We start from the raw sequence: 23,640 nt of genomic DNA on the forward strand, positions 1-23,640 counted from the left end.
TTTTAGGTCGGGGAGTTTTTCCATTCCTTGATCTAATGTCTATCTTGTCTTCTTGTCAAGGGGGTTGAGCAATTACCCTGGATGTTCGTCAATTTCAATCACAGTATCCGCTTCGAGCCATGTGGTTGGGTCGTTGAGTCTCATTTTCTGCCCATGTTTCCGTGGCCTACCGCGACCACTATAGGCTGGTGGTGCCGACCACAAACAGGCATTCTTTCGGACTCTCATTAAACAATCAGCTTGAATGGAAGCTTGCGCTAGCGCTAATACCCAAGTTGCATTGCCATATTCTCGGTCTAAGACTGCTAATACTGGGTTGATGCTCTGTTCACAGACAAGTTTAAGTTGGGAAGCTGCTTTTTCTATTGGTGAAGACCAACTACTAATTCGTTCATGTAGTAGGGGTAATGCCCAACTTCCTTCAGCTTCGGGTATCCACGCAATTGTACTGTACCCCTGTCCAATAATTACGCCTTCCTGATATTCATGGGTTCTTTCTTGTAATGTTTTGGCATCTGCTCTCCCCCATGCAGTATGGTCGATTGCCACTAATATGTGTTCCGTTGGGGGTGCTTCCTCCTGTAATTGCTGGAGATACAGCAGCATCAGTTTTTTCCGGTCTGGTCTACAGTCTTGTAAGGCTTCATAGACGCTTGACCATTGACGATTGAATAGCGGACTGAGCGAAAATTCCGCCAAACAAGCCGCATTCCTTGTTGTCATTACTGCATCCATCAGCTCGAATGTTGCATCTTTCGCCAGCACTAATAAATCGTATGCTGCTTGACGAAAGTCCTTTAATCGTTCACTGTTCATTAAGGGAGTGGATAGGTTTTCTTTTTCACCCTCATTCTCTCCCGGCGCGGTGGCTCAAGTCCTGCTTTTACCACCGTTCTCTCTTTTTTAGTCTAAACTCCAGTTACTTATGAACCAGGGTAAGCGCATCTAATTTCTAAATTCCCATATACAGCATTTGAGTAGAGACAAAAGCGCTACAGGCGGAAAAACCGTTCTCAATAAACACCAATAAACCCGAGTCCGCAGTGCTAAAACCCCTCGTTATTGACAAGATGCGTTTACGCTGACTTATGAACCTTTCCAAGCTTAAGTCTTTGACCTTGGATCACAGCACAAGTGTAGGCAATGGCAATAATTAAAATTAAATTTTTTAAACGCCGATCGTTGGCGTGACGTAAGGATTCAGGTCTGAAAAAGGGGAATGAGCTCAGGCCGAGGAAAGTCATAAGAATGGGCAGAAAGAGCCTCACGGAAAAAAGTCATTACTGAGCGAGCTTGAAAACGACAGGTTTGAATCACACTAAGTAGATCAGCAGTTTCCTCAAATCGCTTCATCGAACGAGAGCCACCAGACACTTCCGTTTCGTTACAGCTAGCCGTAAAGAACGTTCTGCTAAATTATTATCAGGAGGCACCGAGGGGTCATTGAGAAAATACCACCATTGTTCTGCCTTATCTCGTAAGGATTTGAGTAACAAACCTGCGGCATAACCAACTTGGCTCAACCAAGTGGCTAAAGCAAGATTCAATCGTATTTTGAAATCATCAGCCCAGGAGTCGTAGGTGAGTTTATCCTTCGTCTTTCGCCAAGACTCATGGGCGATAAAAGCTTCATCTATTAATGACAGAAATATTTGAGCGACTGCTGCGTTATTATTGTTGCCCGGAAGTCCCAGCACTTTCTTGAAATGCCGTCGTAAATGAGCCAGACACTTCTGTTGAGCTGTGATTGTGCCACCATTATAAACACTGAAATCATCTGAGCTTAAGACTCCAGCAAATTCTGTACCCAGCATGGTTTCTAGTTCCACCCGCCCCCTGGTATCTGCCGCATGAAATAAACAGAATCCTTCTCCACTAGCCGTCCATAGCCATTCTTTGACTCCCATGACACACCACGGCGTTTCATCTACAGGAACATTTGATTGAAGAGGTGCCCATTTCCACAGTGCATTGAGCGCTGGCTTGACTGCTGCTGCTACTCGTTGATTGGTTTTTTGGAGTGTTCCTACTCCCACTTCTATCCTGCCGAGTTCCCACAACAATTCAGTCAGCTTGGCGTAGGAAAGATGTCCATAATTCCCCAGCCAGACTAAGAGTGCTTGGAGATTAACGCTCAAGTCTTGTCCTGGAACTATTCCCAAGGGTGGTTCTCCTCTGACTACTGCACCACATTCGAGGCATTTACACGATTGTGTCTGATATTCGACGACTTCAATTGGTTTTGCTACTAGACTTGCTACTTGCTGTCTGTGGATGTTAATTACTTCACTTAATTCTTTACTGCCACAATTGAGACAGATGTCGGGTGAGCTAATTTCGGTTCTGTCTACTCGTCCAAACCCTTTGCGGGTTTTCCCTTGATGACCTGGTTGTCCACCTGGTTTCTTTTTTTGGTCTGCTTCTGGTTGGGCTGTTGGTTTCTCTGATTTTTGGATCAGATCCGTTGATGGGGGTTTTGATGAAGTCTGACTGGTGGTTCGACTTTTGCCCCCGGCAATAGCTAGTTTTTCTTGTAATTCTTGAATGATTTTTTGCAGCCCCAGTACCATTTCTACCAGTTCAGCTTGGCTCAACTGCTCGATTTCGGTTTTTTCTTTTTGTCTGGTGGCTGCGGGCTTTTTCATTTACTTATTTTACCAGATGCCGCCACTGAAGTTTTTTTTGACCTGAATCCTTACGGCGTGACTTTTCTCGTTTATTATAACCGCCTGTCTTGCAGTCCTTAAACATCCCTTCAATCCCACTACGACATTTAAAAGTAGCGATCGCTCTCTTTAAATTCCATAAATTAGTTAAGAGGTACCAACCTTTGCAAAGCGCGAGGCCGACAACAACAATTTACGCAACTGTCAAGGCTGACATAACGGCTGCTGCGCTGCCAATTTTCTCACACTTCTGGAACTTGATTTTTAATTCAATTCAGATGCTGCAACTTGACTATTAAATCAATTCACTTGTTGTTAAAAACTCTAAAAAATAGCTAATTTTTGTGCGCCCTAAAGTCAGGCAAGTGCAGTATAAAGTCAGGCGTTTCCAGTATAAAATCCGTGAGAATGCAGGCACTAGCGGAGATTGCATTATACCTGTATTTACCCGAAAATATCCTGCAAATACCTGAATTTTTCGGTCAAATTGCTGCTTTTTTGTGCTGTTCGTGTCTTGACCTGTTGGGACTGGTTAGGGCTGTTCTCTCTCGGTAGCAAGCAATGGTTTTGTCCGTACAAAGCTTTATTTATTACTTTTAAATAAAAACAATGCACCTCATGAATGCGGAATCCTAGCCGCCAGGTCAGGTTTAAGACTTTCTTAAGCTTTAATGACAAATGTAGCCAACTGTAATACAAATTAAGCTGAATATTATACAGCTATAAGAAATGAGAGGGAGAAAAGAGCTGACAACGCCCTCGCCTGTCGAGTAAACACTTTAAGCAAATGGATAGATGGTCAGTTATTGAGTAGCGCTCGCAACCAGTTATCCTCAAATGGCGGGGGTCACTTTACGCCCCTAGTTTGCTCTTTTGGGGTGAAGTTGAAAGTAGTTAGAGATTTATAAAATGAGATAAACTCAACTATTATCATGGCTATGAAGCTCAAGAAATTTCCTCAACAGCAGCAAAATCAGAGACTTTCGAGTCGGCTGGAACTGAGATTGTCTGACTCAGACTACAATCAAATCAAAGCAAGAGCAGAGCAAGTCAATTTGAGCATGAGCGACTTCATACGCCGTGCAGCATTGAGCAGAACCATGCCGCGCCCTCTAGCTGCATTTGACTTAAAAGCCTATCAAGTGTTATGCAAGATTGATGCCCAATTGAAAATTGCAGGAAACAACCTCAATCAAATTACTAAAGCTTGTAATAGTGCTGTGGCATTGGGAGAACCAGTTGTTGTCAATACAGGACTCTTAGAAAGCGTACAGCAACTCATTCGAGAAAACGGGGGTGCAATTAAAACAATAGTTGCAAACCTCGCCCAGTCTACAATACGCTAATTATTAACAAGCCTGGGCTTTACCGCCTGAGCAATCGATTCTGTGCAACTGACGGCTTTTCGGTTATGATTGGCAAACAAATCAAAGGTACAGGCTTTCGAGGCTGTCTGAACTACGTGCTGGGCAAAAAAGACGCCACTCTAATTGGCGGTACTATGTGCGGACAAACTCCTGAAGAACTCGCTGCTGAATTTGCGATCGCCCGACAACTAAGACCTAACCTGAAAGTAGCAGTTTTTCACGCCACTTTATCTGTCGATCGCATTGAGAAACTCGAAGATTCTGAAGAAAATGACCAACGCTGGCTGGCGATCGCAGCCAACTACATGAAAGCGATGGAATTTGACAACAACCAGTACGCAGTTGTCAAGCACAGCGATACAGAACACGACCACATCCACATCGTCGCCAGTCGCATTTGCCTAGATGGAGGTGTTGTTGACGATAGCTGGGACTATTATAAAAGCCAAGAAACTATTCGCCAACTCGAACGGAACTACAACCTGGAAACTGTTACACCCAGTTGGGAAACAGACAAGCGAGCTCCGACTACAGGAGAACACAGGCAATTAAAAAGCAAGGGAAATAAGAGTGTCAGAGTGCAATTGCAAGACCTAATTGATGAAGTTACTCAAGACAACCCAAGTATGTCAGAATTCGTTGAGCGGTTGCAGCAACAAGGCCCAGAGGTGCAAGTCAGATTGACTCGAACTGGAATCGGCTTGAGTAAAGGCATTTCTTACAATTTAGATGGGGTCGCTTTAAGTGGTACTCAGTTGGGTAAAGCCTACACTTTTTCTGGATTGCAGAAGCATCGAGGCGTTAGCTATGACAAAGGGCGAGATAACGCCCTAATTGAGGCTTTAATCCAGCCACAACACTTAGCTATCGCCCCCAGCGAGGCAGAGGAAAATGAGTTAGAGTCGTCACAATTCGAGTTAGAAACAACCGCGCCTGCTACTCCTGCAACAGCAAATGAGTTAGAGTCGTCACAATCCGAGCTAGCAGCAACCGCGCCTGCAATTCCTGCAACAGCAAATAAATTAGAGTTGTCACAATCTGAGCTAGAAACAACCACACCTGCAACTCCTGCAACAGCAAATGAGTTAGAGTGGTCACAATCTGAGCTAGAAACAACTACACCTGGAACTCCTGCAACAGCAAATGAGTTAGAGTTACAACTGTCAATCCTGCCTGAAAGGAATGAAACTCAGTGGCAAAAAGTGCGATCGCATCTAGCCGTCGAGTATAGTTTACCTTTAGAATTGCTTAATTTATTGCACTCTCATTCTTGGCTGTATGCCGGCTCAGAAAAGGCTGTCTTTACGGCACGGACGCTTGAGGGAGAAGCCCGGTTCGCTTTTGTTCTCGATGAAAGAGGCAACTGGACTACAACGCATCCCCTGCCATCTGAAGCTGCTTTCTGGGTAGCTACTACTGGAGAAATTGAGAGAGCTGTGATTGCTTGTAACCCAATAGAAGCCCTTTCAATTTTGCTTATTGAACAGGAAAACTCTGCAACAGCACCAGCGACACTTTACCTAGGAATTGAACGAGCTTCACAACTGCCTATACAATTCTTACAAGAACTCGATAGCGTTATTATAGCACTGGCAGAAGATTATATGCTTGCTCGAAATGCGCGCTCGTTGCTACCGAATGCAGAACTTGTCAATCCACCGTCAAGTTGGAATGATATCTGGATACAATTAATTGAGCAAGAACAGCAAACTCACAAACAAAATAACCAACAGTATAAACAGCGCATCCAAGACATTGAACTGGATTAGTTATGGTTCCCTAAAAAAGTGAGTAGTGTTTAATAAAAACGCTACTTAACAAATTTCCAGCTTACGACCTAAATTACTGATAGTGCTGCCACTAAGTATTACAAATTTGTGAATAGATTTATCAACTATTTTTTCTTAATCTGCTAAGTCAATTGAGACGACGCTTGCTCATTTTTTTTTGTAAGCCGACCTTGCTAATAATAAATTATTTATACGTTTTATCCTAAAAATTAGTACAAATAAAATGAGCGCTGTCGCGCCAAAAATTAAAGTATCGGAGATAAAAAATGGAAGTATCGCAAACCAACACCTACTACTTCAATAATTTAACCTTGGTCCACCAAACAGAAAACCAACTGTACATTATGGAAAGGCAAACAACACTGGTCTTAAATTTTCAACAAACAAGCTATCAAACGCTCGACAAAATAATCCACGCTCTGCGACTTTTGAGAGACAAAAAAGTCCTAGACAAAAAGTCAATTATCGAGCAAGAGCTGCTGGCCTTAAACTTCCACTTCCCTCTCGAAAGCAGCAACCGTAGCAACAACGACACCAACAATGGTAGCAGCAATGGTAGCAGCAACGACAGCAACAAAAACTGCGAGCTAAAAATCGACTGGTAATTCAATTATGCCGGAGAGACAAGTTTGTTTCTCCGGCCGCCAATAGCAAACATTAAAACCACATTCAAAAATGGCAAACTTTCATGGCAGGATACGTGTATCTTCTGCACTTTGAAAAGCCGATATGTTCAACTCATCCAGCCCAACACTACGTCGGCTGGACAAAAGATTTGGACGAAAGGCTTTGGAAACATAAAAAAGGCAGAGGTGCTAAATTTTGTGCCGCTGCCCGAGAACGCGGAATAAACTTTGTCTTGGCAGAATGCTGGGTTGCAGACAAAAGTTTTGAAAGGAGAATCAAAATGCAAAAAAATCACAAACGTTTTTGCCCTCTGTGCAAAAATTGAAAGGAAAAATCAGCTTTTTTGTAGGAAATGCAATCCCACTAGGACGAAACATAACAGTTTTCAAACATTGTGAGATACAGTTGACCGATTACCTTTTTCCCCATTACCAAGAAGCCAATTTTCCGATCTATACCGCTTTCATGAGCTTGCATAAATAGTTGCAACTGGGTGTTAAGTTTCGCACTTAAACTCAACACCCAGTGGTTTGTCCGTAATTCCTGTATCTATTAGACATCTCCCATAATGATTGTGGAACAAACCCAACGGCCTGTTCTGAACTGTCTTTTTGGGAGATATCTATTGCTTTCGCCAATACGCATCTACCCCTCGTCCCCGACATTGCAAACGCCCCGCATCCCTCTCCCGGCGCAATAGACGGCGAATCAAATCAATTCCCACTGTTGGACACCGTTCCTGCAATTCCCTAATCGAGAATTCTTGAGGCAAATTGTTAATCGCATCCAATACGATCGCCGTTTTAGTTCCTTTCGCAGAAGTAACATATCCCACCCGCTGCTCAAACTCCCGATAAGCTGATAGCAGCATGACTCCCAAGAAATACTCCCACCAAGGTAACAGGTTATGCTGTCCTTCATGCCATCCTTGGGAAGATTGGTAAAGCGTATCGTAATAGCTTTCCTTAGTTCTCTCCACAATCCGTTCCAAACTAATAAATCGCCCGACCTCATAACCGGCTTTGTATAGCAGCAGCAAAGTCAGCAACCTTGCCATCCGCCCGTTTCCATCTAAAAAGGGATGAATGCACAAGAAATCTAAAATATAAGTTGGAATCAGCAATAAAGGTTCTATCTCGCCCGATTGCCAGAGGCGATTAAACCGTTCTTGCAGGCGTTCCATTGCTGCAGGAGTACCATAAGCGGGAGTAGGTTGAAACCTCACCACTTTAGTTCCATCAGGATAAGTAGCGCTAATTTCATTATCCACTGTTTTCCAGCGCCCGCCTGTATTAACAGCAAATTGGTAAAGGTCGCGGTGCAGTTGTAAAATGACACCTGTACTAAAAGGAATGTGGGTATAACTGGTGTGAATTGTAGTTAGCACGTCCCGATAACCCGCAATTTCTTGTTCTGAACGATTGCGCGGCGTTGTTTTTTCTGTTACTAATTTCTTAATCCGTTCTACCGGCACTGTAATGCCTTCAACGCGGTTAGAAGATTCGGTACTCTGAATAACCGCAGCTTGGCGCAAAGTGCCTAAAACTTGTGAGGCTTGTTGTTTGAATAACTCCTGCTTTCCCTTGTATTCTCCAAGCAAACGAATTGTTTGCAGAAGTCTTTGGTTGAGCTGTTGACTTTCAATGAACCCCTCTTCAAATGACAGCATATCTATTTTATCTCCTTTGTATTAATTATCAACATTTATCGCAGTCAATAAGTCGGATATTGCGTGCGCTCGCATCAAAACTTTGAAACCCGATTGCAAGCAGAACCGACGCCAAATCCAGATAAATAAGTAAGGCGATAGTTGCTTTTAGCCATAGCCCTTGCCTCTCTAGTTGTCCAAGGTTTGACGCTTAGCAAATCGGGCTCAGTTTCCAGTTGCTTTAAATAAGAGCGATCACCCGTTACAAAGGCGATCGCCTGAGCCAGGAATTTACAGCAGCTCAAAGGAGCCTGAACCACCTGCTTTTCAGTAAACCTAACCACAATCCAATTCCACTCTAAGAATAATTGATTGCGACGCATATCGCTGTCAGCATCGCAGCAGTGAGTGGGCTTCTTAGATTGGCCAGCATAAGGTTCATCAATCTCGACATCAATTCCGAGTCCAGATGGAGTGTGAATTACAGTAAAATCTGCTGAATAGCTCCTCTGAGATAACGGAATTTTAAACTCTGCTGCTTGGACAACTTCCTCGAAATATTGCTGTAAGTATTGCAAAAAGCGTTGTTCACTCACTCCTTGCCGAGCTTGAGATGTGCCATTAGGACTAACGCGAAGTAACATCAAATCCTTGAGCGCTCGATTTCTGGAATCCAACTCAAGTTTTGCGCTTTTTAAAGCTGTCTGCAACCCTTCTTTTTCCACCTTAAAACTAGAAAATTCTTGCTGTTTATTCGATGATAAATCTTGATGGGATAATATATTTTGTTGGTTGTACTCAAGAATTTGCTGTTTATACCTGGATAGCAGTTTTTGACGGCAACCAAACACATAACTATAAGCAGCCGCAATTAAACATGAATAAGCAGCTACTACCAACAGCATTTCCCACCACAGCCAACCCCAAGAAATAGCTAACAGCGGAAGTACGATCGCACCATAGAGCCAAAACACCCAAATTAACCACAGCAACTTGACAGGTAACACCACAGGTGGTTGAGGCGGAGTCAGCAAAACAACAGGTTGACCGAATTGTTGAGTTTCTTGAAGTTGGGATGAGGTGGCACAACTAGAAGTTGCCTCTGGCAAAGGATATTGATGGCAGAATTGCATTACCACTTTTGGGTAAAAAACTATAGGATAATTCATAACTTTAAATACTCCTTTTTTTAAGAGCGCGGTCGCGCTATTTTTAAGAAAGTTTTTTGAATTGTATGCAAAAAATCACCCAGTCAAACTCACAAAATTTAACTCCTTCTCAACCAGTTAGCAAAATTCAAAAGGACAAACAAATCTCTCTTAAATCCGACCCGGAAACAATGGCTGCGCTTACTCAAATCGAAGAACGCCGCGATTATTATCACACCTGCATCAACGGAGGATACTAAGCATGAATTTAGCCACAGCGACGCTTGCTCAAAGTTCAATAACTGCGGCTCAACTTTGGCATCAACTAGAATCTGCAGAAAGCTCAGAAGAAATCGATCAACTGCTGCAATCCCTTTGGCAAACCCAAGAAACCCAGGAACTCGCTGTTGATGCCCATGCCGACTTAGCCGACCAAATTGATGCCGAAATTGCAGGAATTACAGCCCGGATGCAGTATTTGATAGAACTGCATTCAAAAGCTCTCAACAAACTCCAGGGGTGGAGAGAGCGCTTAGACAAAACCGTGCTCTACTTCAACGAGTGCGGCGTGTTAACTTCAGAAATTCTTGGCAAACACCGCCGCATTGCTGTAAAGGAAAATCCGCCTACCTGTGAAGTTTTGATTGACCCATCTCAACTACCAGAACCCTATCGCCGAGTCGAAACAAAAATCGTAATTTCTGCCGACAAAAAGGCGATTTCAGACGCTTGGAAACAAGGAATGCCTGTAGATGGTACTAAGGTTTTCCGCAAGCGCAAAGTGGTTTACAGCTTGCTTCCCGGTAACAATTTACACTCTCTTCAAGCCAACCAGACGCTTGAGAGTCGTTCTTCGGATAAAACGCAGTCCAGAAAACGGCGTTAGTCATCTTTTCAGGTGTCAGCAATGCCTTAATCTGACACCTGAATTATTAGACATATCCGAATTAGACCCCTCCAAATTAGACACCTCCGAAAAAGAATGTGAAACGCTTGTTTTGTAAGAGCGAAAACTTAATTTCTCTCGATATAGCGTTTTTCAGTTAGCTAGGTAATTGGTACAACGTAATTGGTACAACGTAATGCGTAATGAGGCATGGTAAGGGAGCATGAATCGTCCATGCCGGGCTGGTAGCTAACACGATCGAAAATTACCAATCCTGAAATTAACTATTACCCATTACCTATTACCTTGTACCGACCTTGGGAGTTATGAATTTTCAGTTGTGAGTTGTGAGTTTTAAGAGTTTTCTTTAACTCACAACTCAAAATTCACGCATTCAAAACTCAGGATGGCTCGAAGCGTACCTCATGATACTGAAAATTACTAGCTCTATTACAAATCAATCCAGTATTGAGGGTTTTCAACTTGTTCTTCAGTGACGTTGAACAACTTTGACGCTCTACCTTGAATAACCCCGTCAGGATCAAGGCTCAAACCTCCAAACTGCTGCCTGTTTTCACCTTCTCCAAAAGCAACGCGGGCAAGTGTATCGCTATCGCTATCAGAGAAATAATCTCGCTGGCTTTCCATAGCCGTAGTTGTGCGAACTACTTTCACTTTTTTTCTCCACATTGGGATTGTCATTCTGATTGTAACACGCTACTTTTTTCTTCTAAACCCCTCCAATTGGAGGGGGTGAATATCACTCAGTAGCAGGAATTTGTGAAGGAACAACCTTGTCAAAATCTGGACTATTACTGTGCGTAAGTCCTAAAAATGTAAAAACTAGGATTCAGGAGCTAATCAATGAGCAGAAGAAAACTTACCCCAGAACATCGCTCCACAGAATGGGTAGCTGGGGAAGGACTAAAAATCCCAGTCTTTGATATGTCCTTGGCTGACGGTAGAGCAAAAGGGCGGTACCAAGCTGAATCAGAAGTGCTGCGTAACTCCCTGCTTGAACTGCTTTTTGAACCTGAAGAATTAGCATCCCTAACCATCGTTAAACCAGACCCAAATGATAGCAGCTTCGACCCTCTCAAAAACATCGACTTCGGAGATGGCATTGGCAGAAGAGTTGCTTTCAGCTCAGGCAAAAATGTGTATTTTGCAGACAAAGAACTCTCAACCAAACTGTTGAGCGTATTCAAAACTCAACCCGACCACGCCTGTCGCTACGGCTCACTGCTAGTTAGCAGTTGCAACCAAGGAGCCAAATTGTTAGATAGCTCCCTTGACGGCGAAACCTTGCGACTCAAAATTGTGGATTCTCAAAGCGATGACCAAAGTGAAAAAGCGAAAGCTCATAAGTGGCAAACCGGAGACTGTCACGGTAAAATTTCACCGGCACTAGCCCAACATTTGGGAGGGAATTACAACCGACCTTTTCAATTCAGATTTGCCTGGATGCAGGAATGGGGACAAGAAGACTGCCACACTCCAGAAATTAGCTTTCTTGCCAAAGGAACGCTGTTGCCTGATGCTAATTTAACCTCCGACTTGGGTTATGATATCATCATGGATCGCTCCTCTATCAAAGGAGTTGCTAAAGAGCAATTAGCTGAACTTATCCCCTGTGGCGACTACGAATTTCCCAAAGCTATACTGGGAAATCGAGGTAACGCCAAAGTAACTGAATACGAAAATTCCTGGCAATTTTCGATTTGGTATTCCGAAGCAGCTATTGGGGCTGACATAGCCACACCGACCAAAATTGCAGCCCAAAAGCTAGCTGACTTGCAAAATAACCGGCTGCAACTTGCCAAATACTTAGTAGAGCAACACGACAAAAAAGCAGCTTTTCAATCCAACTTTCACGAAGACAGCATCGGGTTAGAAGGCGAAGCAGATGAAAAAGCTCAGCGCAACGAATCCCGGCTAATTTCAATTTTGAGGAACGACAAACTCGGCCAACTCCTCGACTTTCCCAAAGTCGTCGATTTCATGCAAGAACAACTGGCTAAAAAGTGGAAAGACTTAGCCATTAAAGGAGCAATTCATCATGGTTCAGCAATGGCTCAACCTTGTGAAAGCCTCAAGCCGGGTACAATTGTTGCCCCCCACTTGCGACACGGCACAGAAGTCATCGTTACCCGATACCCAATTGTCAGTAAAGATAACATCCGCCGCTACACAGTAGACAACAAAAGCCAGCGCGAATTAACGCAATACAAAGGGTGCGTTTTCATTCGCTCTGACCAAGCCATGCAGCATCATCAATGCGATTTTGACGGCGACCAACTGGTAGTTACGCCTGCTTCCCGAATGCCGAATATCGCCTCTGAAACCAGACACGCTAATCAAGAGAATGAGTACGATGCAGTTGAGAAGCGAGAGAAAGTTGACTACAATAAAGCTACCGATAGTGATGGCGATCGCAAGTATACCAAATTGCGGCAAATTGCCGTAGCGATCGCCCAAAATAAAATTGGCTGGGTTGCTACCTTAATCGGGAGAGTGCAATCGTCAGCAGCAGAACCGGGACAGCCAGAAAGTTTATTCAATCAACAGAAGCGGCAGCTTCTTGGAAAGCTGTTTGATGCCCTGCAGATTGAAGTGGACAGTCCCAAAAGTGCTACTCGTACCGAAGACCACCACCCCACCCTGCTGTCCAAAGCTAAGCAGTGGTCAGAACAGCACCCAAGCTACCTATTTGACTACAAAGACGACCCCAGGCTTTACAAAACGGTGCCATTACCTATAGGAGACGGCACCGCTATCAATTGCATTGCTAGGGAGGCTGTTAACCCAGAGTGGGAACCGACTCGTCTAAAAAGCCGCCACCGCGACGAATTTCGCTACCTGTTTGAGTCTCCTTCTGACTTAGATGAGCGAGAAAAATGGGAGAAACATTATGTCAGGTGGGCGCAAGATATTAAGGAACGCTATCGAGAAAGGATGGGCGAAATTCACTTGGAGTGCGGCGGCGATTCTAAGGCAATTAAAGAAGCAGTCAGCAAGTTATACGAGAGCTTAAGAGCCGATGTAACTGAAGCTTGGACTGACCCTGAAGAACGGTTTTTAGCTGCTAGTGCTATGTGGCACGTCGAAACCGCAAATCCCAACTTAGAAGTTCCTCGCAAAGCTTGTAAGGAACTTTCTCGCCAACTGCTGATTGAATTCAACCTTGAATCTGAGTACGAGCGACTGCACGAAGCTATGCCAAAAGACACTTACGTTCTGAGCGTCCCTTTCGAGGAATTTGAACTCGACGGCAGCAATAAGACTGTCAGGGATAAGAAGCGACAGCCAGTTGGCAAAGACTTAGCTGGACATTGGAAAGAATTGTTAGACAGCAAAGGTATTAAATATGAAGCAACTTTGCATCCGAGCCTGCCAATGGTCAATTTTGCCTTAATTGAACCCAGCGACAAACTGGTGGGAATTCTTGAGAAGAAGTTTTGCGAAAATGTCAACGACATCGACAGTTTAGACTTAACTTACCGCGATGGTCTTGGTCGCACCAAAGATGTTAGTTCACGCATTGTAGCTCCTGCTGATTATACTTGGCTTGAGTCCCAAAACCAAACACCTAAAGCAGCATTGGTTCTCAATTTGTTTACAGATGAAATTTGCCAGCAATTGCAAACCTTTCAGTTTGACAGAGCTGAACTGATTGGGCAGAAGTACAATGACTTGAAAGATGTTGACTTTAGCAGTCCCAAATGGAGGCAGAAAACATTGACTTTTGAGGTGGGTTCTGTTAGCGGTAGCGGTTCGAGGCGCGACGGCAGCCCTATTGTCCTCCTTGACGGACAAGAATTAGCTATGTTCTCTGCTAATTCACCTAAATTGCCGATCGGCACTACCTTTGAGGCCACTATTGAACCCTCGCCTAAAGGCAGCGCTTTGATCTTAAACATCAACCCTAGCTCTGTGCAACTAATTGAATCAGTTGAGGAACTTTCAGAAGTCGCGCCAACTCCTTGTCAAGAGCGACCGCTTGTATCGCCAACCACTTGTCAAGAGCGACCGCTTGTATCGCCAACCCCTACCCAAAAGCGATCGCAATCCGTATCGCCAACTCCTACCCAAAACAAACCGCCGTCTCAACCCGAAAACATTGCTGCCAGCCCCGCCCACCTCTCACAATTGCTGAAAGATGCGATTTCTGAAGCATATAACCAAACTGGAGAAACTACAATTCCTGTGGGAAACTGGACAGCTTTTATTAGCAAATCTCGCAACAATGTTAGGTGTTTAGTCAGAGATGAAACTGATAATCCGGTCTTAGCTGCTGACTTAAAAACTGGTCAATTTATTAAGAAGCTTTCGGAAAATAGCAGCTCTCAGTTTATCCAATACCTCAAAGAGGTTGATGCTGAATTAGCTTCTACATTTTCACAAAAAAGAGAGGCAGATGCACAACTTTAACATCAACTACCCTACATCTAAGAGCGGGTAGGTGTGAACACCAGGAAAGCTCGTTGACCGAACAGTTAGTTTTTTAGGGAGTTTCAAACAGGGGATAAGCTGTCGCGCCTTTAAATTGTATACTTCAATCTTTGTGGGAAAAGCGTCAAAGTCTCTCCCCCTCTCTCTTTCTCCCCCTCTCCCCCTCTCCCCCTCTCCCCCTCTCCCCCTCTCTTTCTCCCCCTCCCCAACCAACAGAGACTTTAGATGCGTAGCAGCTTAATTATTAGTGGGCGACGATTCCCCCTCCGATTGGAGGGGGTCATTTTAACTCCCCAAAACCGCTCTTCCGAGTGAAGTCAGTAGCCATACTGCTCGAATTTCATGGGAAATATCCACTCACGCCGCCACAAAGATTATGGCTACAAAAACAGCATACCGAAGCCGAAGCCAGGGAAACTACATCACCCCTAACACAGCCGAGGGCAAGAAAATCCTCAACTACCTAAGAAATCGCTGCGAGAAAGCTTTAGATTACTGCCTGGAAAACGGACTCACCAGCGTAGAAGATTTTGCCGATGCAATTGAAGAACTAACGGAAGCAGACGGCAAACCTGGCATTAGCGTGGATGTCAAGCACAACGGACTCGTCCTCAGTTTGAGCGATCGACCCGAGTACGGCTCTACCACAGGAAAGTACATGATGGAGCACTTGGGAGAGCCGGACGACAACCGATTTACTAAAACAGGAATTGAAGCATTACTCGATTCGCCTCGAACTAAAACAAGGTCTAAGAAAGACGATTTACTAGATGAATTGGATGATGAGCAACCCTCCCCCAAGTCTAAATCTAAAGTTGCAACTAAGTCTAAAAAAGACGATTTACTAGATGAATTAGAGGATGAGCAACCCTCGCGTCGATCGAAATATCAAACGGTTAACAAGTCTAAAAAAGACGATTTGCTAGATGACTTAGAAGATGATGAACCATCGCACAAATCGAAATCTAAAGCCAATATCAAATCAAAAAAAGATGAAATAGAAAATTCGGATGACGACGAGCCATCACCCAACTCTCAAACCAAAAGAAGATCCCGAAAAGATGACGTAGAGGAGTTGGAGTCGGAAGAACCACTGGTTAAATCTAAAGCCTTAAGCCGCTCTCCGAGAGATGAGCTAAGTGAGTTAGATGAGTTTGAAGTCAAAAAACCTCAACCTAAAGATAAGTCTCAAACTAAAAGCCACCTTCAAAACTCTGAGCGAGAAGATTTGGAAGACGAAGAATTATCAGCTAAATCCCAAACCAAAAGAAAACTTCAGACAGATGAACCGGTAGAAATTGCTGAATCCTTAGCAGTCACACCTTCCAAAACCAGAACTAGCCAACAGCGACCTCAAGGCAAAAAATCAAACGACCAGAACATCGATAGTATCCTCGATGCTGCTGTACAAGTTAGTGGTAGAACAGCCATTTCTGGAAGTGAGGTAGAAGGTACAACTGTCAGCGGCCTGAGCGGTCAAGTTGCGGTTCTCGCTACTCTGATGGGAAAAAAAGCAGCTTCTCAAATTATAGAAGCTGCTCTTGGGGCTGGAAAAGAGCGCCAAGTTGCCGGTATTGTCAAAAGGCTCCAAGCTCAAAGCCAGCGAGCTGACTCGCTCTCGCAGCGGGTTACCAACTTGGTTGAAGCGGATTCAGTTGCAGATGCAAGGGTCGAATCCGAAGCTTTACCAATAGCTGAACCGAAGCCAGAACCGGAACAAAACATCTTACCTGAACCGGATGCCGAATTTGTCTCAACACCCGGTATGCTCTTAGCTAAAGCTGTTAGCAAAGTCCACGGAAAAGTTGATAAAATTTCCGGTCGTGTGAGAGACAACAATTCTGAAAAAACGGCTTCTATTAAGATTGACACAGAGGCGAGTTTTGAAGAACAGCTCGTACAAATAAATGAAGCACTCAACCGACTTGAAAAGCGACTCGATACCCTAGAAGAGCGAATAGAAGCTTTAGAGAACAAACTTTCTCTTCAAAAAAACGAGACAGGCGTTCAAGCTGGGGATCCAAAATTAGAACCGCCCGACAGCTCAACTCCATCCCTCAGCGACCAATTCGTACAAAACGGAACAGAAATAGGTGAAAAAATTTCATTAGAATCAACCATCCCAGCTAGCAACAGCGCTAGCGCTACTGCTAAAAAAATCACTGTGACAGCCCAAAATCTTACTCAGGACGCCCAACTTGCAGCAACACTGGCAAAAATTTACAGCCTCGCTGAAGAAGAAGCAAATGCGGAAGGCATTGCATTAGAAGATGGAGTTGATTTAGGAGAAGCCAAACTTTATGTCACGAATCTTGACTCCTCTACCGCTGTCAGCTTAAAAACTAAGGAAGGCGAGGAAATGTTCTCAGCAGTACAGGATAAAACTGGAGAATGGAAAGTGACAAACGACTTCCTGAAACCTGAAGAAAAAGAAGAACTCGACCGCTTAAAGATTTTTCAACAAGCTCTCAACCAAGAACGTCTAGCTGAAATGGTAAATAGAAGCGGTCAGGATGAAGTCAGCTTTACCGATTCCCAAGGCTCGCGCCTCGACTTTGAAGTCGAATTCAGCGATAAATCCAAGTCGAAGGGTACTGTCAAAGGCTTTAACTCTCACAGCGAGATAGTTTTTGAGGCCAGCCTCCAAAAAGGTAATGTTGAGGTTCTTCTGTGCGACATTCCACCCGAAGAAGTAGAAAATCTCCTCTCCCAACAGCAACTCGCTCCAAACCATAACTCCAACAAGCAGAAAGCTAGAAAAACTGAAGCCGAGATGGAGATTTGAAATAACTTTTTTCACTTGCACCCTCCATTTGGAGGGGGTCACTGTCACTGTATAAAATCACCGTTTTTGGTGATTTTGCAGGCAGTAGATGCAGCTTAAATTAGCATTTAAGCAATAAATTTAGCGAGCAAGTGACATGGCTACTTACTTAGACAAAACAAGACATGAACGAAATCAAAACTCATTATTACGCTGGTTAAAACAACAGAAAATCAAACTGGGCGACATTCCCTTCATCGGCATTTGCCTGGCCTCACTCATCTACTTCAGCCTTCACGACCCGCTCTTAATTGCAACTTTAGGCTGCTCCAGTATAGTCTTTTTGAGTTTGTGGCACACCGCTAAAGCAATTCCAATTGTAGAGCGATATATCGGCTGCAAAATTCGATTTTGGCACGTTGCTACTGCCATCATTACCTCCACTGCACTGTGCTCCGTACTCGATTCCCCCGCCAACGCCATCTTCCTCTCCGGCTTAGAAGAATTTATGACTGAGCTAGCAGAAGGAGCGGCTTCCGCAGGAGGTGAAGCTATTGATGCCGAAGTCATCGAACTGATTTTCAACTTAATTCGCGGAGCCTTCCTTTTGTTAGTAGCAGCCGCGTCTCTTTTTGCTTACAACCAAGCGCAGCAAGGCAATGACTGGCGACCAATTGTGACTCAAGTTGCCTTAGCTTTTGCCATTGTAATTGCCATTGACGTAATAACTTTCCTCTTCATTGGCAATGGCGGTGGCGGAGGTGGAGCTTAATTATCCAAAGGGGAAGGGTTTGTCTTCCCACATCTCAACCTCAAATCTAAACCCTTTAAATTATGCTCAAAGACCCAGATAAAGACTTTATTTCTGTCAATAAAATTCTCGGCAAACAAGCCAGCATCGGCATCATCCCAGCGGAACAGCTAATTCCGTGGATGCTAATCGCTGTAATTTCCTACATCCTCACCAACGGCTTATTCAGCTTAGGAATGCCTTGGTTTTTCACCACTACTTTCTGGCTAATTGTAAGCTGGTGGCTCCTGACAGGTAACAAACCTCACCTTTTTGTAGACAGGTTTAGACCTCCGCCGGGGAACGAGTGGTACAACGGCAATCTTTTATACCTTTCTCCCGTTCCCCAACACCGACCAAACCCGATTCGCCACCGAATCAGCGATTCACAAGTCCGAGTCAAACTTAAACCCAAAGTTGCTCCCAATCAACAAGGAGGTAACAGCCGACTTATGCCCTTCCAAAACTACCAAAACCTCCTGTGTTTAGTGACTATCAAAAAGGATGGTCGAGAAGTTTCTGGTTACTTACTGAATGAAGGCAGTCAATACCAAATTGTATTCGGGTTCGAGACGGCTGGCTTTCACAACATCCTGTACCGCCAGGAAGTAAATAATGCAGCTACCGCCTTAGAAGAGGGGCTAAAAGACATTGCCCCAGGCGAAAAAATGACCTTTCACACCGGCTGCTACAGCAGCGATTGCCTTCGCCAGCAACAGTTAACTGAATTGGCTGACAACTGTCACCTCAAACCCATTTCTGTACTTGTTCGTAACGAACAGAAACGCATTCAAGAACTCAACTTAGCGGGTACCAGACAACTGTGGAACCAAACTATTTTCTGCACTTGGACATTCAACGCTCAATCTGGCTCCAAATCCAACGACCCTCTGAGTAAATTCATCAATGGAATTGTCAACACAGCCAACAGCATTGCTGCACAATTTACAGGCAACCAGCGCATCTACTCTGAACGTTTTTACAAACAACTGCTGCTCGACGCTTTCGAGCAAGGCTATATCCGGTGGGAACTCTTGCTAAACACCAAAATTGGACTGGAAATTCAACCCATGAATGCCCAAGCATTGTGGGGATGGCTGTGGCAAAAATTCAACAGCGCACCCGTACCCCCTATTCCCCAACTTCTCACCTTAAAAGAAACCGCCTCCGACTACAAACTAACCGAAACCCTCAACAGTCACAAACACGCCTGCACCATTTTAATTGAAGGTATGAGCGGCCGTTCGAGCTGCCCAGAACACAGAAAAGCTAGCTCACGCATTTTGCTTCCCGGCAGAAACGCAGAATGTGGCGTGCTAACAATGGAAGAGGGCCCCGGCGGCTGGCTCAATACCAGAGAGCAACTGCAATGGCTCTGGAAAATTATGAGCAACAGCTACGTCCGCGATACTGAAGCCGTTGTCGAAATTAGCACCGCTCCCAACTTTATTATTCAAGACAACTTAGCCAGGCAAGCTAAACAATCTAAAAGTGCCAAAAAACGCGCTTTAGAAAAAGGTCAAGGTCGCGATGTAGGAGCAGAAGTCAAACAGGAAGAATCCTTTGAAGCCCAGAAAAAAATGTACAAAGGTGCAAGAGCAATTCACGCTGCTGTCACCTTCTTAGTCTACCGACCAACGCCGGAGCAACTAACACACGCTTGCCAAATGCTCTCCCACAGCTTCGGCTCTGCCAAGGTATTAAGAGAGCGCAACATTGCTTGGCAACTGTGGCTAGAAACTTTGCCCATTACTGTAAGCTGGCTGCTGCACAGCAGTTCGCTAATTAACGAACGCCGCCTCACCTTAGACACCGAAACTGTCCCCGGTATTTTGCCCTTAACTGCTGTAAGGGACATCGACTCAAAAGGAGTTGAATTCATCACCAAAGGCGGCAAACCCGTGTACGTTGACCTCATGCACAACCAAACTAGCCGCGCCGTTATAACAGGCGAGTCTGGTTGCGGTAAAAGCGTTGTAGGATGGCGATTTGCGGTCGATGCTTTAGCCGCTAATATCCCAGTAGTCGGTATGGACATCTCAGCAGGAAGCGGCAGCACCTTTGAGACAGCAGTAAAACTGTTAGGAGACGAAGGTGCGTACTACGACATCACCTCTGGCAGCTCAAATCTACTCGAAATACCCGATTTGAGGCGTTTTGATCGAGAAGAGCGATCGCGCCGACTAGACCAATGGAAAGAGTTTATCAGAAAAGCGCTGACTATTATCAGCATGGGTAAAGTCCGCGACCCCAAATTAGCGCAGCGAGTCGATGCCATTTTGCTGCTAACTCTGAAAAAATTTCTGGAAGACCCAGACATTATCGAGCGCTACAATACTGCCTTTGAAAAAGGCTGGAAATCGACCGCGTGGCAAGAAATGCCAACCCTCACAAACCTCCTGAAATTCTGCACAAAAGAGCAACTAAACCTACAAAACTTTACCGACTTCGACCGCATTGCCATCAACCAAATTATCACTCAATGCAACGCATTACTAGCCTCACCTTTAGGGAAAGCAATTGGCAGACCGAGTACATTTTCACCAGAACCCGCTGTCAAGTTTTTTGCCCTTAGCGGTCTGGGCAACGAACAAGACCAGTATTTAATGGCCATTAACGCCCACGCTGCTTGCATCCGCAACGCACTTTCTCACCCTAAAAGCCTATTTATCGGAGACGAACTTTCGATTTTGTTTAAAAAAGACGGATTTGCTGAAGTAGTAGGCGAACTCTGTGCAGTGGGTAGAAAAAATGGCATTTCAGTGCTCTTGCTATCCCAAGATATCGACAGTATTTGCGATTGTAGTGCGGGAACTATGATTATGCAAAACATGGTGTATCGAATTACCGGAAGATTGACATCAAACGGAGCCACTTCTTGGATCAAACGTTTGGGATATCCGGCTGAAATTATTAGCCAAAATGCCACAGAAGCTTTCCTTCCCAGAGCTGCCGACCTTTATTCAAATTGGCTAATTGAAAAAGGAGGTCGTTTCTGGCAAAGCCGATACTATCCAGGCGAAATGATATTAGCAAGTGTGGCTAACAATCAAGCTGAATTGATGGCTCGTGCGCGAGTGATGGCTCAATATCCCAATACGGTAAAAGGGCAATTGCTAGCACTCAAACAATTTGCCTCTGAATATGTACAAGCCGTTAAAGAAGGACGTTCATTAGCCAATATTGGCAAGAATGCAGTCACAGATATCAAGGAACACAAATCTCATCAAGACCTTATTGCTAGCTAGACGGATAAAAACCGATGAAATCACCGAAATTTCTTGTCAAACTTGCCCTCGGCATTCCTGCAATTTGGCTGAGCTTAATACTAAATTCTGTTGAAGCAAAAGCTCAAACATCTGACAGCAATCCGACTGCTACACAGCTTCCCAGCTTAAGCAATCCTAACAGCAGCACTTTCAACCGCTCTAGCTTCACAGTTCCCAATCAACAAATAGAAAGCCAAATCCAACAATCAGCTAATAACTTCTTGAGCAACCAGAAAGAAATAGGAGGTATAGAAAACACAATTAGCGGCATAACAGGCGAAATTTCAGATACCATCTCCACCATCTCCGACAGCATCTCAGGCATCTGGGATAATTTGTTAAACAAAGTAGAAAATTTCAGCAGTGAAATAGAGTCAACCCTCTCTTCATTCCTGGGAGAACTGAAAGTTCCAGACCTAAAAGAAGCAGTTAAAAGCATAATGGACGGCAACACCTCCGAAAGCGAAGGGACAAAACTATCCGCTGCTTTAGAGAAGAGACCGCAAGATTCTTACAGCCTCAAAGAGAACATCGCAGAACTCGCAGAAAGAGAAAGTGCTGTTAGTGAAGCCAATAAAGCCACTCTCAGTAAAGAAGCTCAACAAAAGCAAGCTCAGATGAAAGAAATTGTTCAGCAAAACGTAGAGCAAACTAATCGCAAGAGCGAAAATTCAATGGAATTGGGTGCTGATTCAGAAGGTCAAGATGTCACCCAGAACATTATGAGAAACATATCTCAACAAAGTGCGATCGCAGCTAAGCAAGCAGCCTTATCAGCAGAAAATCAAAGTGCCTTAGTCATGCAGGGCCAGCAAGCTCAAATCGATCGCAGTTTTGCCAACATTCTCAACGCTCAACAAGCTGAAGAACTCAACGAAATTAACACAGCCCAGAGACGGCAGGATGCTGCGGCTGCTACCGCTTCTTCTACTCAAGCCGGACTGTTTCAAATGCCGGGAGGCATCACCCTGGGGGCAAGCGAAGACTAAAATCACAACAAGGAGACACCGCGATGCTGACACAACTAATCGCCCAAACTAGCACAGCAGGACAAGCCCTGGACACTCTATCTGATGCCATAGAAGTTTCTCAAAAAACCGTTGAATCGTGGAATTTAGTTTGGTTTAACACCTTCAACACTCAAGAATCCTCTCTCTGGATTGCCTTAGTCAAACTGGGACTAATTCTGGCGGGAATATCTGTTACTTACCTCGCTGTCACCAGTGGCAAAGAAATCATCGAAAAACAGTCTTGGTCTGAGCTAGTAGCCATGTTTATCTGGCCACTCGTAATTGTAGTATTTCTGAGCAATAACGGCAAAGTTTTGGCAGAAAGTGTCAAATTCATCAAAGCTGTAGGCAGCACTCAAGTGCAAGAAATTATGAAGATTCAAGTCGGAGAAATGACCTTCAGAACTGCCCTGAGCGACGTTAACCTCACGAGTGCTGGCAAAGAAGAAATTGAGAAACTATACAGCGAATGTCAGGGCAAAGTTGGATCGGCTTTAGTGGAATGTTGGAACAGCAAAAAACAGCCAGCTCAACAAATCCTTCAGGCAGCCGAACAGCAAAATGGAGGACCTCTCAAAAGCTTACAGCGATTTGTCGAAAATTTAGGCAATGTTGCCAATCTTCAGGATATAGGAAATGGCGATTTTGCAGGGCAAGTTTTTAGGTCTACTGTCTTGCCCATCATTCGCTTAATTCTTAGATCGGTACAGTGGGCATTTGTCAATATTTTAGAAGCAGCATTGTTGCTAACAGCTCTATTCGGGCCGATTGCAATGGGCTTGTCGCTATTGCCGCTGCAAGGAAAACCAATCTGGGCTTGGTTAATAGGATTTATGTCCTTATTTGGAGTGCAATTGGGCTACAACATCGTCGTTGGATTAGTCGCCGTAGTCATTGTCAAATCCGATGCAGAGTTAGTTACAGACATCGCCTTTTTATTCTTTTTAGCTGTGTTTTCTCCTACTCTTGCAGTGCTAATTGCCAAGGGTGGAGGAACCGCTTTGTATAGTGCGATCGCCAATAGCACCAAACAACTTACAGATATTGCCAGTAACGCGATCGGCGTTATTGCTGGAAAACTGATCTAGGGGAAGGAAATTCCGATAGCTTTTTCTTCACCGAACCGAGTTGTTACTCACTACTCAAACCCAGTTTCCCAATCCATTTCCTCCCTATCTCCCTATTCTCTATCCCCCATCTCGCCATCCCCTTCGATAATATGA

The 23,640-nt window shown here is 44.4% G+C and carries 16 protein-coding genes and 1 pseudogene; 12 read left to right on the forward strand and 5 right to left on the reverse strand.

The features are described 5' to 3' along the window. Positions 1–72: 72 nt before the first annotated feature. Together QUA50_RS05935 and tnpC are read right to left on the reverse strand one after the other, a co-directional pair. Positions 73–816 carry a transposase gene (locus QUA50_RS05935; RefSeq protein WP_333261602.1) on the reverse strand — a complete coding sequence of 248 codons (744 nt, stop codon included), beginning with the start codon at positions 814–816 and terminating at the stop codon, positions 73–75. A gap of 384 nt (positions 817–1,200) precedes the next feature. Continuing rightward, positions 1,201–2,645: pseudogene (tnpC, locus tag QUA50_RS05940) on the reverse strand (IS66 family transposase). A 959-nt stretch (positions 2,646–3,604) separates the two neighbouring features. Here tnpC and QUA50_RS05945 point away from each other — a divergent pair. The 4 genes from QUA50_RS05945 (at position 3,605) to QUA50_RS29215 (ending at position 6,775) form a co-directional block, all read left to right on the forward strand. Further along, entirely contained in the window at positions 3,605–4,012 is a 408-nt protein-coding gene (locus QUA50_RS05945; protein WP_333299448.1) for a plasmid mobilization protein, read from the forward strand. A 65-nt stretch (positions 4,013–4,077) separates the two neighbouring features. Further along, a complete protein-coding gene (locus QUA50_RS05950) occupies positions 4,078–5,802 on the forward strand; it encodes a relaxase/mobilization nuclease domain-containing protein (protein ID WP_333261606.1) in 1,725 nt (574 codons plus the stop codon). A gap of 287 nt (positions 5,803–6,089) precedes the next feature. Next, entirely contained in the window at positions 6,090–6,428 is a 339-nt protein-coding gene (locus QUA50_RS05955; protein WP_333261609.1) for a hypothetical protein, read from the forward strand. Positions 6,429–6,511: 83 nt separating this feature from the next. After that, complete coding sequence (locus QUA50_RS29215; RefSeq protein WP_366039513.1) at positions 6,512–6,775, forward strand: GIY-YIG nuclease family protein; 264 nt, start codon at positions 6,512–6,514, stop codon at positions 6,773–6,775. A 297-nt stretch (positions 6,776–7,072) separates the two neighbouring features. Here the strand turns inward: QUA50_RS29215 and QUA50_RS05960 are convergent, their stop codons facing one another. Together QUA50_RS05960 and QUA50_RS05965 are read right to left on the reverse strand one after the other, a co-directional pair. Beyond that, complete coding sequence (locus tag QUA50_RS05960) at positions 7,073–8,119, reverse strand: Fic family protein (protein WP_333261612.1); 1,047 nt, start codon at positions 8,117–8,119, stop codon at positions 7,073–7,075. Positions 8,120–8,193: 74 nt separating this feature from the next. Beyond that, complete coding sequence (locus QUA50_RS05965) at positions 8,194–9,267, reverse strand: hypothetical protein (RefSeq protein ID WP_333261615.1); 1,074 nt, start codon at positions 9,265–9,267, stop codon at positions 8,194–8,196. 65 nt (positions 9,268–9,332) lie between these two features. Between QUA50_RS05965 and QUA50_RS05970 the strand changes: the two genes are divergently transcribed. Further along, positions 9,333–9,506, forward strand: a complete 174-nt coding sequence (locus QUA50_RS05970) for a hypothetical protein (RefSeq protein WP_333261617.1) — start codon at positions 9,333–9,335, stop codon at positions 9,504–9,506. A 2-nt stretch (positions 9,507–9,508) separates the two neighbouring features. Continuing rightward, positions 9,509–10,132: a siphovirus Gp157 family protein gene (locus QUA50_RS05975; protein ID WP_333261620.1), complete on the forward strand. Its 624-nt coding sequence runs from the start codon at positions 9,509–9,511 to the stop codon at positions 10,130–10,132. Between the two features lie 450 nt (positions 10,133–10,582). Here the strand turns inward: QUA50_RS05975 and QUA50_RS05980 are convergent, their stop codons facing one another. Further along, positions 10,583–10,807, reverse strand: coding sequence for a hypothetical protein (locus QUA50_RS05980; protein WP_333261622.1), 225 nt, complete (start codon positions 10,805–10,807; stop codon positions 10,583–10,585). 189 nt (positions 10,808–10,996) lie between these two features. Between QUA50_RS05980 and QUA50_RS05985 the strand changes: the two genes are divergently transcribed. The 6 genes from QUA50_RS05985 (at position 10,997) to QUA50_RS06010 (ending at position 23,505) form a co-directional block, all read left to right on the forward strand. Continuing rightward, positions 10,997–14,563: a hypothetical protein gene (locus QUA50_RS05985; protein ID WP_333261625.1), complete on the forward strand. Its 3,567-nt coding sequence runs from the start codon at positions 10,997–10,999 to the stop codon at positions 14,561–14,563. Between the two features lie 397 nt (positions 14,564–14,960). Then, positions 14,961–17,369, forward strand: coding sequence for a hypothetical protein (locus tag QUA50_RS05990; RefSeq protein ID WP_333261627.1), 2,409 nt, complete (start codon positions 14,961–14,963; stop codon positions 17,367–17,369). A gap of 136 nt (positions 17,370–17,505) precedes the next feature. Then, a complete protein-coding gene (locus tag QUA50_RS05995) occupies positions 17,506–18,120 on the forward strand; it encodes a hypothetical protein (protein WP_172189735.1) in 615 nt (204 codons plus the stop codon). Between the two features lie 62 nt (positions 18,121–18,182). After that, on the forward strand, positions 18,183–21,386 hold the full coding sequence (locus tag QUA50_RS06000) for a hypothetical protein (RefSeq protein WP_333261630.1): 3,204 nt from the start codon (positions 18,183–18,185) through the stop codon (positions 21,384–21,386). A 14-nt stretch (positions 21,387–21,400) separates the two neighbouring features. After that, complete coding sequence (locus QUA50_RS06005) at positions 21,401–22,396, forward strand: hypothetical protein (protein ID WP_333261633.1); 996 nt, start codon at positions 21,401–21,403, stop codon at positions 22,394–22,396. Positions 22,397–22,419: 23 nt separating this feature from the next. After that, positions 22,420–23,505, forward strand: a complete 1,086-nt coding sequence (locus tag QUA50_RS06010) for a hypothetical protein (protein WP_333261636.1) — start codon at positions 22,420–22,422, stop codon at positions 23,503–23,505. The last annotated feature ends 135 nt before the right edge of the window (positions 23,506–23,640 follow it).

The organism is Microcoleus sp. M2_D5 (genome assembly GCF_036701935.1).
Lineage (GTDB): Bacteria > Cyanobacteriota > Cyanobacteriia > Cyanobacteriales > Microcoleaceae > Microcoleus.

Excerpts from the sequence above, each read along its gene's own strand:
- QUA50_RS05935 (WP_333261602.1), bottom strand. The coding sequence starts at position 816 with ATGAACAGTGAACGATTAAAGGACTTTCGTCAAGCAGCATACGATTTA.
- QUA50_RS05945 (WP_333299448.1), top strand. The coding sequence starts at position 3,605 with ATGAAGCTCAAGAAATTTCCTCAACAGCAGCAAAATCAGAGACTTTCG.
- QUA50_RS05975 (WP_333261620.1), top strand. The coding sequence starts at position 9,509 with ATGAATTTAGCCACAGCGACGCTTGCTCAAAGTTCAATAACTGCGGCT.
- QUA50_RS06005 (WP_333261633.1), top strand. The coding sequence starts at position 21,401 with ATGAAATCACCGAAATTTCTTGTCAAACTTGCCCTCGGCATTCCTGCA.
- QUA50_RS05955 (WP_333261609.1), top strand. The coding sequence starts at position 6,090 with ATGGAAGTATCGCAAACCAACACCTACTACTTCAATAATTTAACCTTG.
- QUA50_RS05995 (WP_172189735.1), top strand. The coding sequence starts at position 17,506 with ATGGCTACTTACTTAGACAAAACAAGACATGAACGAAATCAAAACTCA.
- QUA50_RS05965 (WP_333261615.1), bottom strand. The coding sequence starts at position 9,267 with ATGAATTATCCTATAGTTTTTTACCCAAAAGTGGTAATGCAATTCTGC.
- QUA50_RS06010 (WP_333261636.1), top strand. The coding sequence starts at position 22,420 with ATGCTGACACAACTAATCGCCCAAACTAGCACAGCAGGACAAGCCCTG.
- QUA50_RS05970 (WP_333261617.1), top strand. The coding sequence starts at position 9,333 with ATGCAAAAAATCACCCAGTCAAACTCACAAAATTTAACTCCTTCTCAA.
- QUA50_RS06000 (WP_333261630.1), top strand. The coding sequence starts at position 18,183 with ATGCTCAAAGACCCAGATAAAGACTTTATTTCTGTCAATAAAATTCTC.
- QUA50_RS05985 (WP_333261625.1), top strand. The coding sequence starts at position 10,997 with ATGAGCAGAAGAAAACTTACCCCAGAACATCGCTCCACAGAATGGGTA.
- QUA50_RS05990 (WP_333261627.1), top strand. The coding sequence starts at position 14,961 with ATGGCTACAAAAACAGCATACCGAAGCCGAAGCCAGGGAAACTACATC.
- QUA50_RS29215 (WP_366039513.1), top strand. The coding sequence starts at position 6,512 with ATGGCAGGATACGTGTATCTTCTGCACTTTGAAAAGCCGATATGTTCA.
- QUA50_RS05950 (WP_333261606.1), top strand. The coding sequence starts at position 4,078 with ATGATTGGCAAACAAATCAAAGGTACAGGCTTTCGAGGCTGTCTGAAC.
- QUA50_RS05960 (WP_333261612.1), bottom strand. The coding sequence starts at position 8,119 with ATGCTGTCATTTGAAGAGGGGTTCATTGAAAGTCAACAGCTCAACCAA.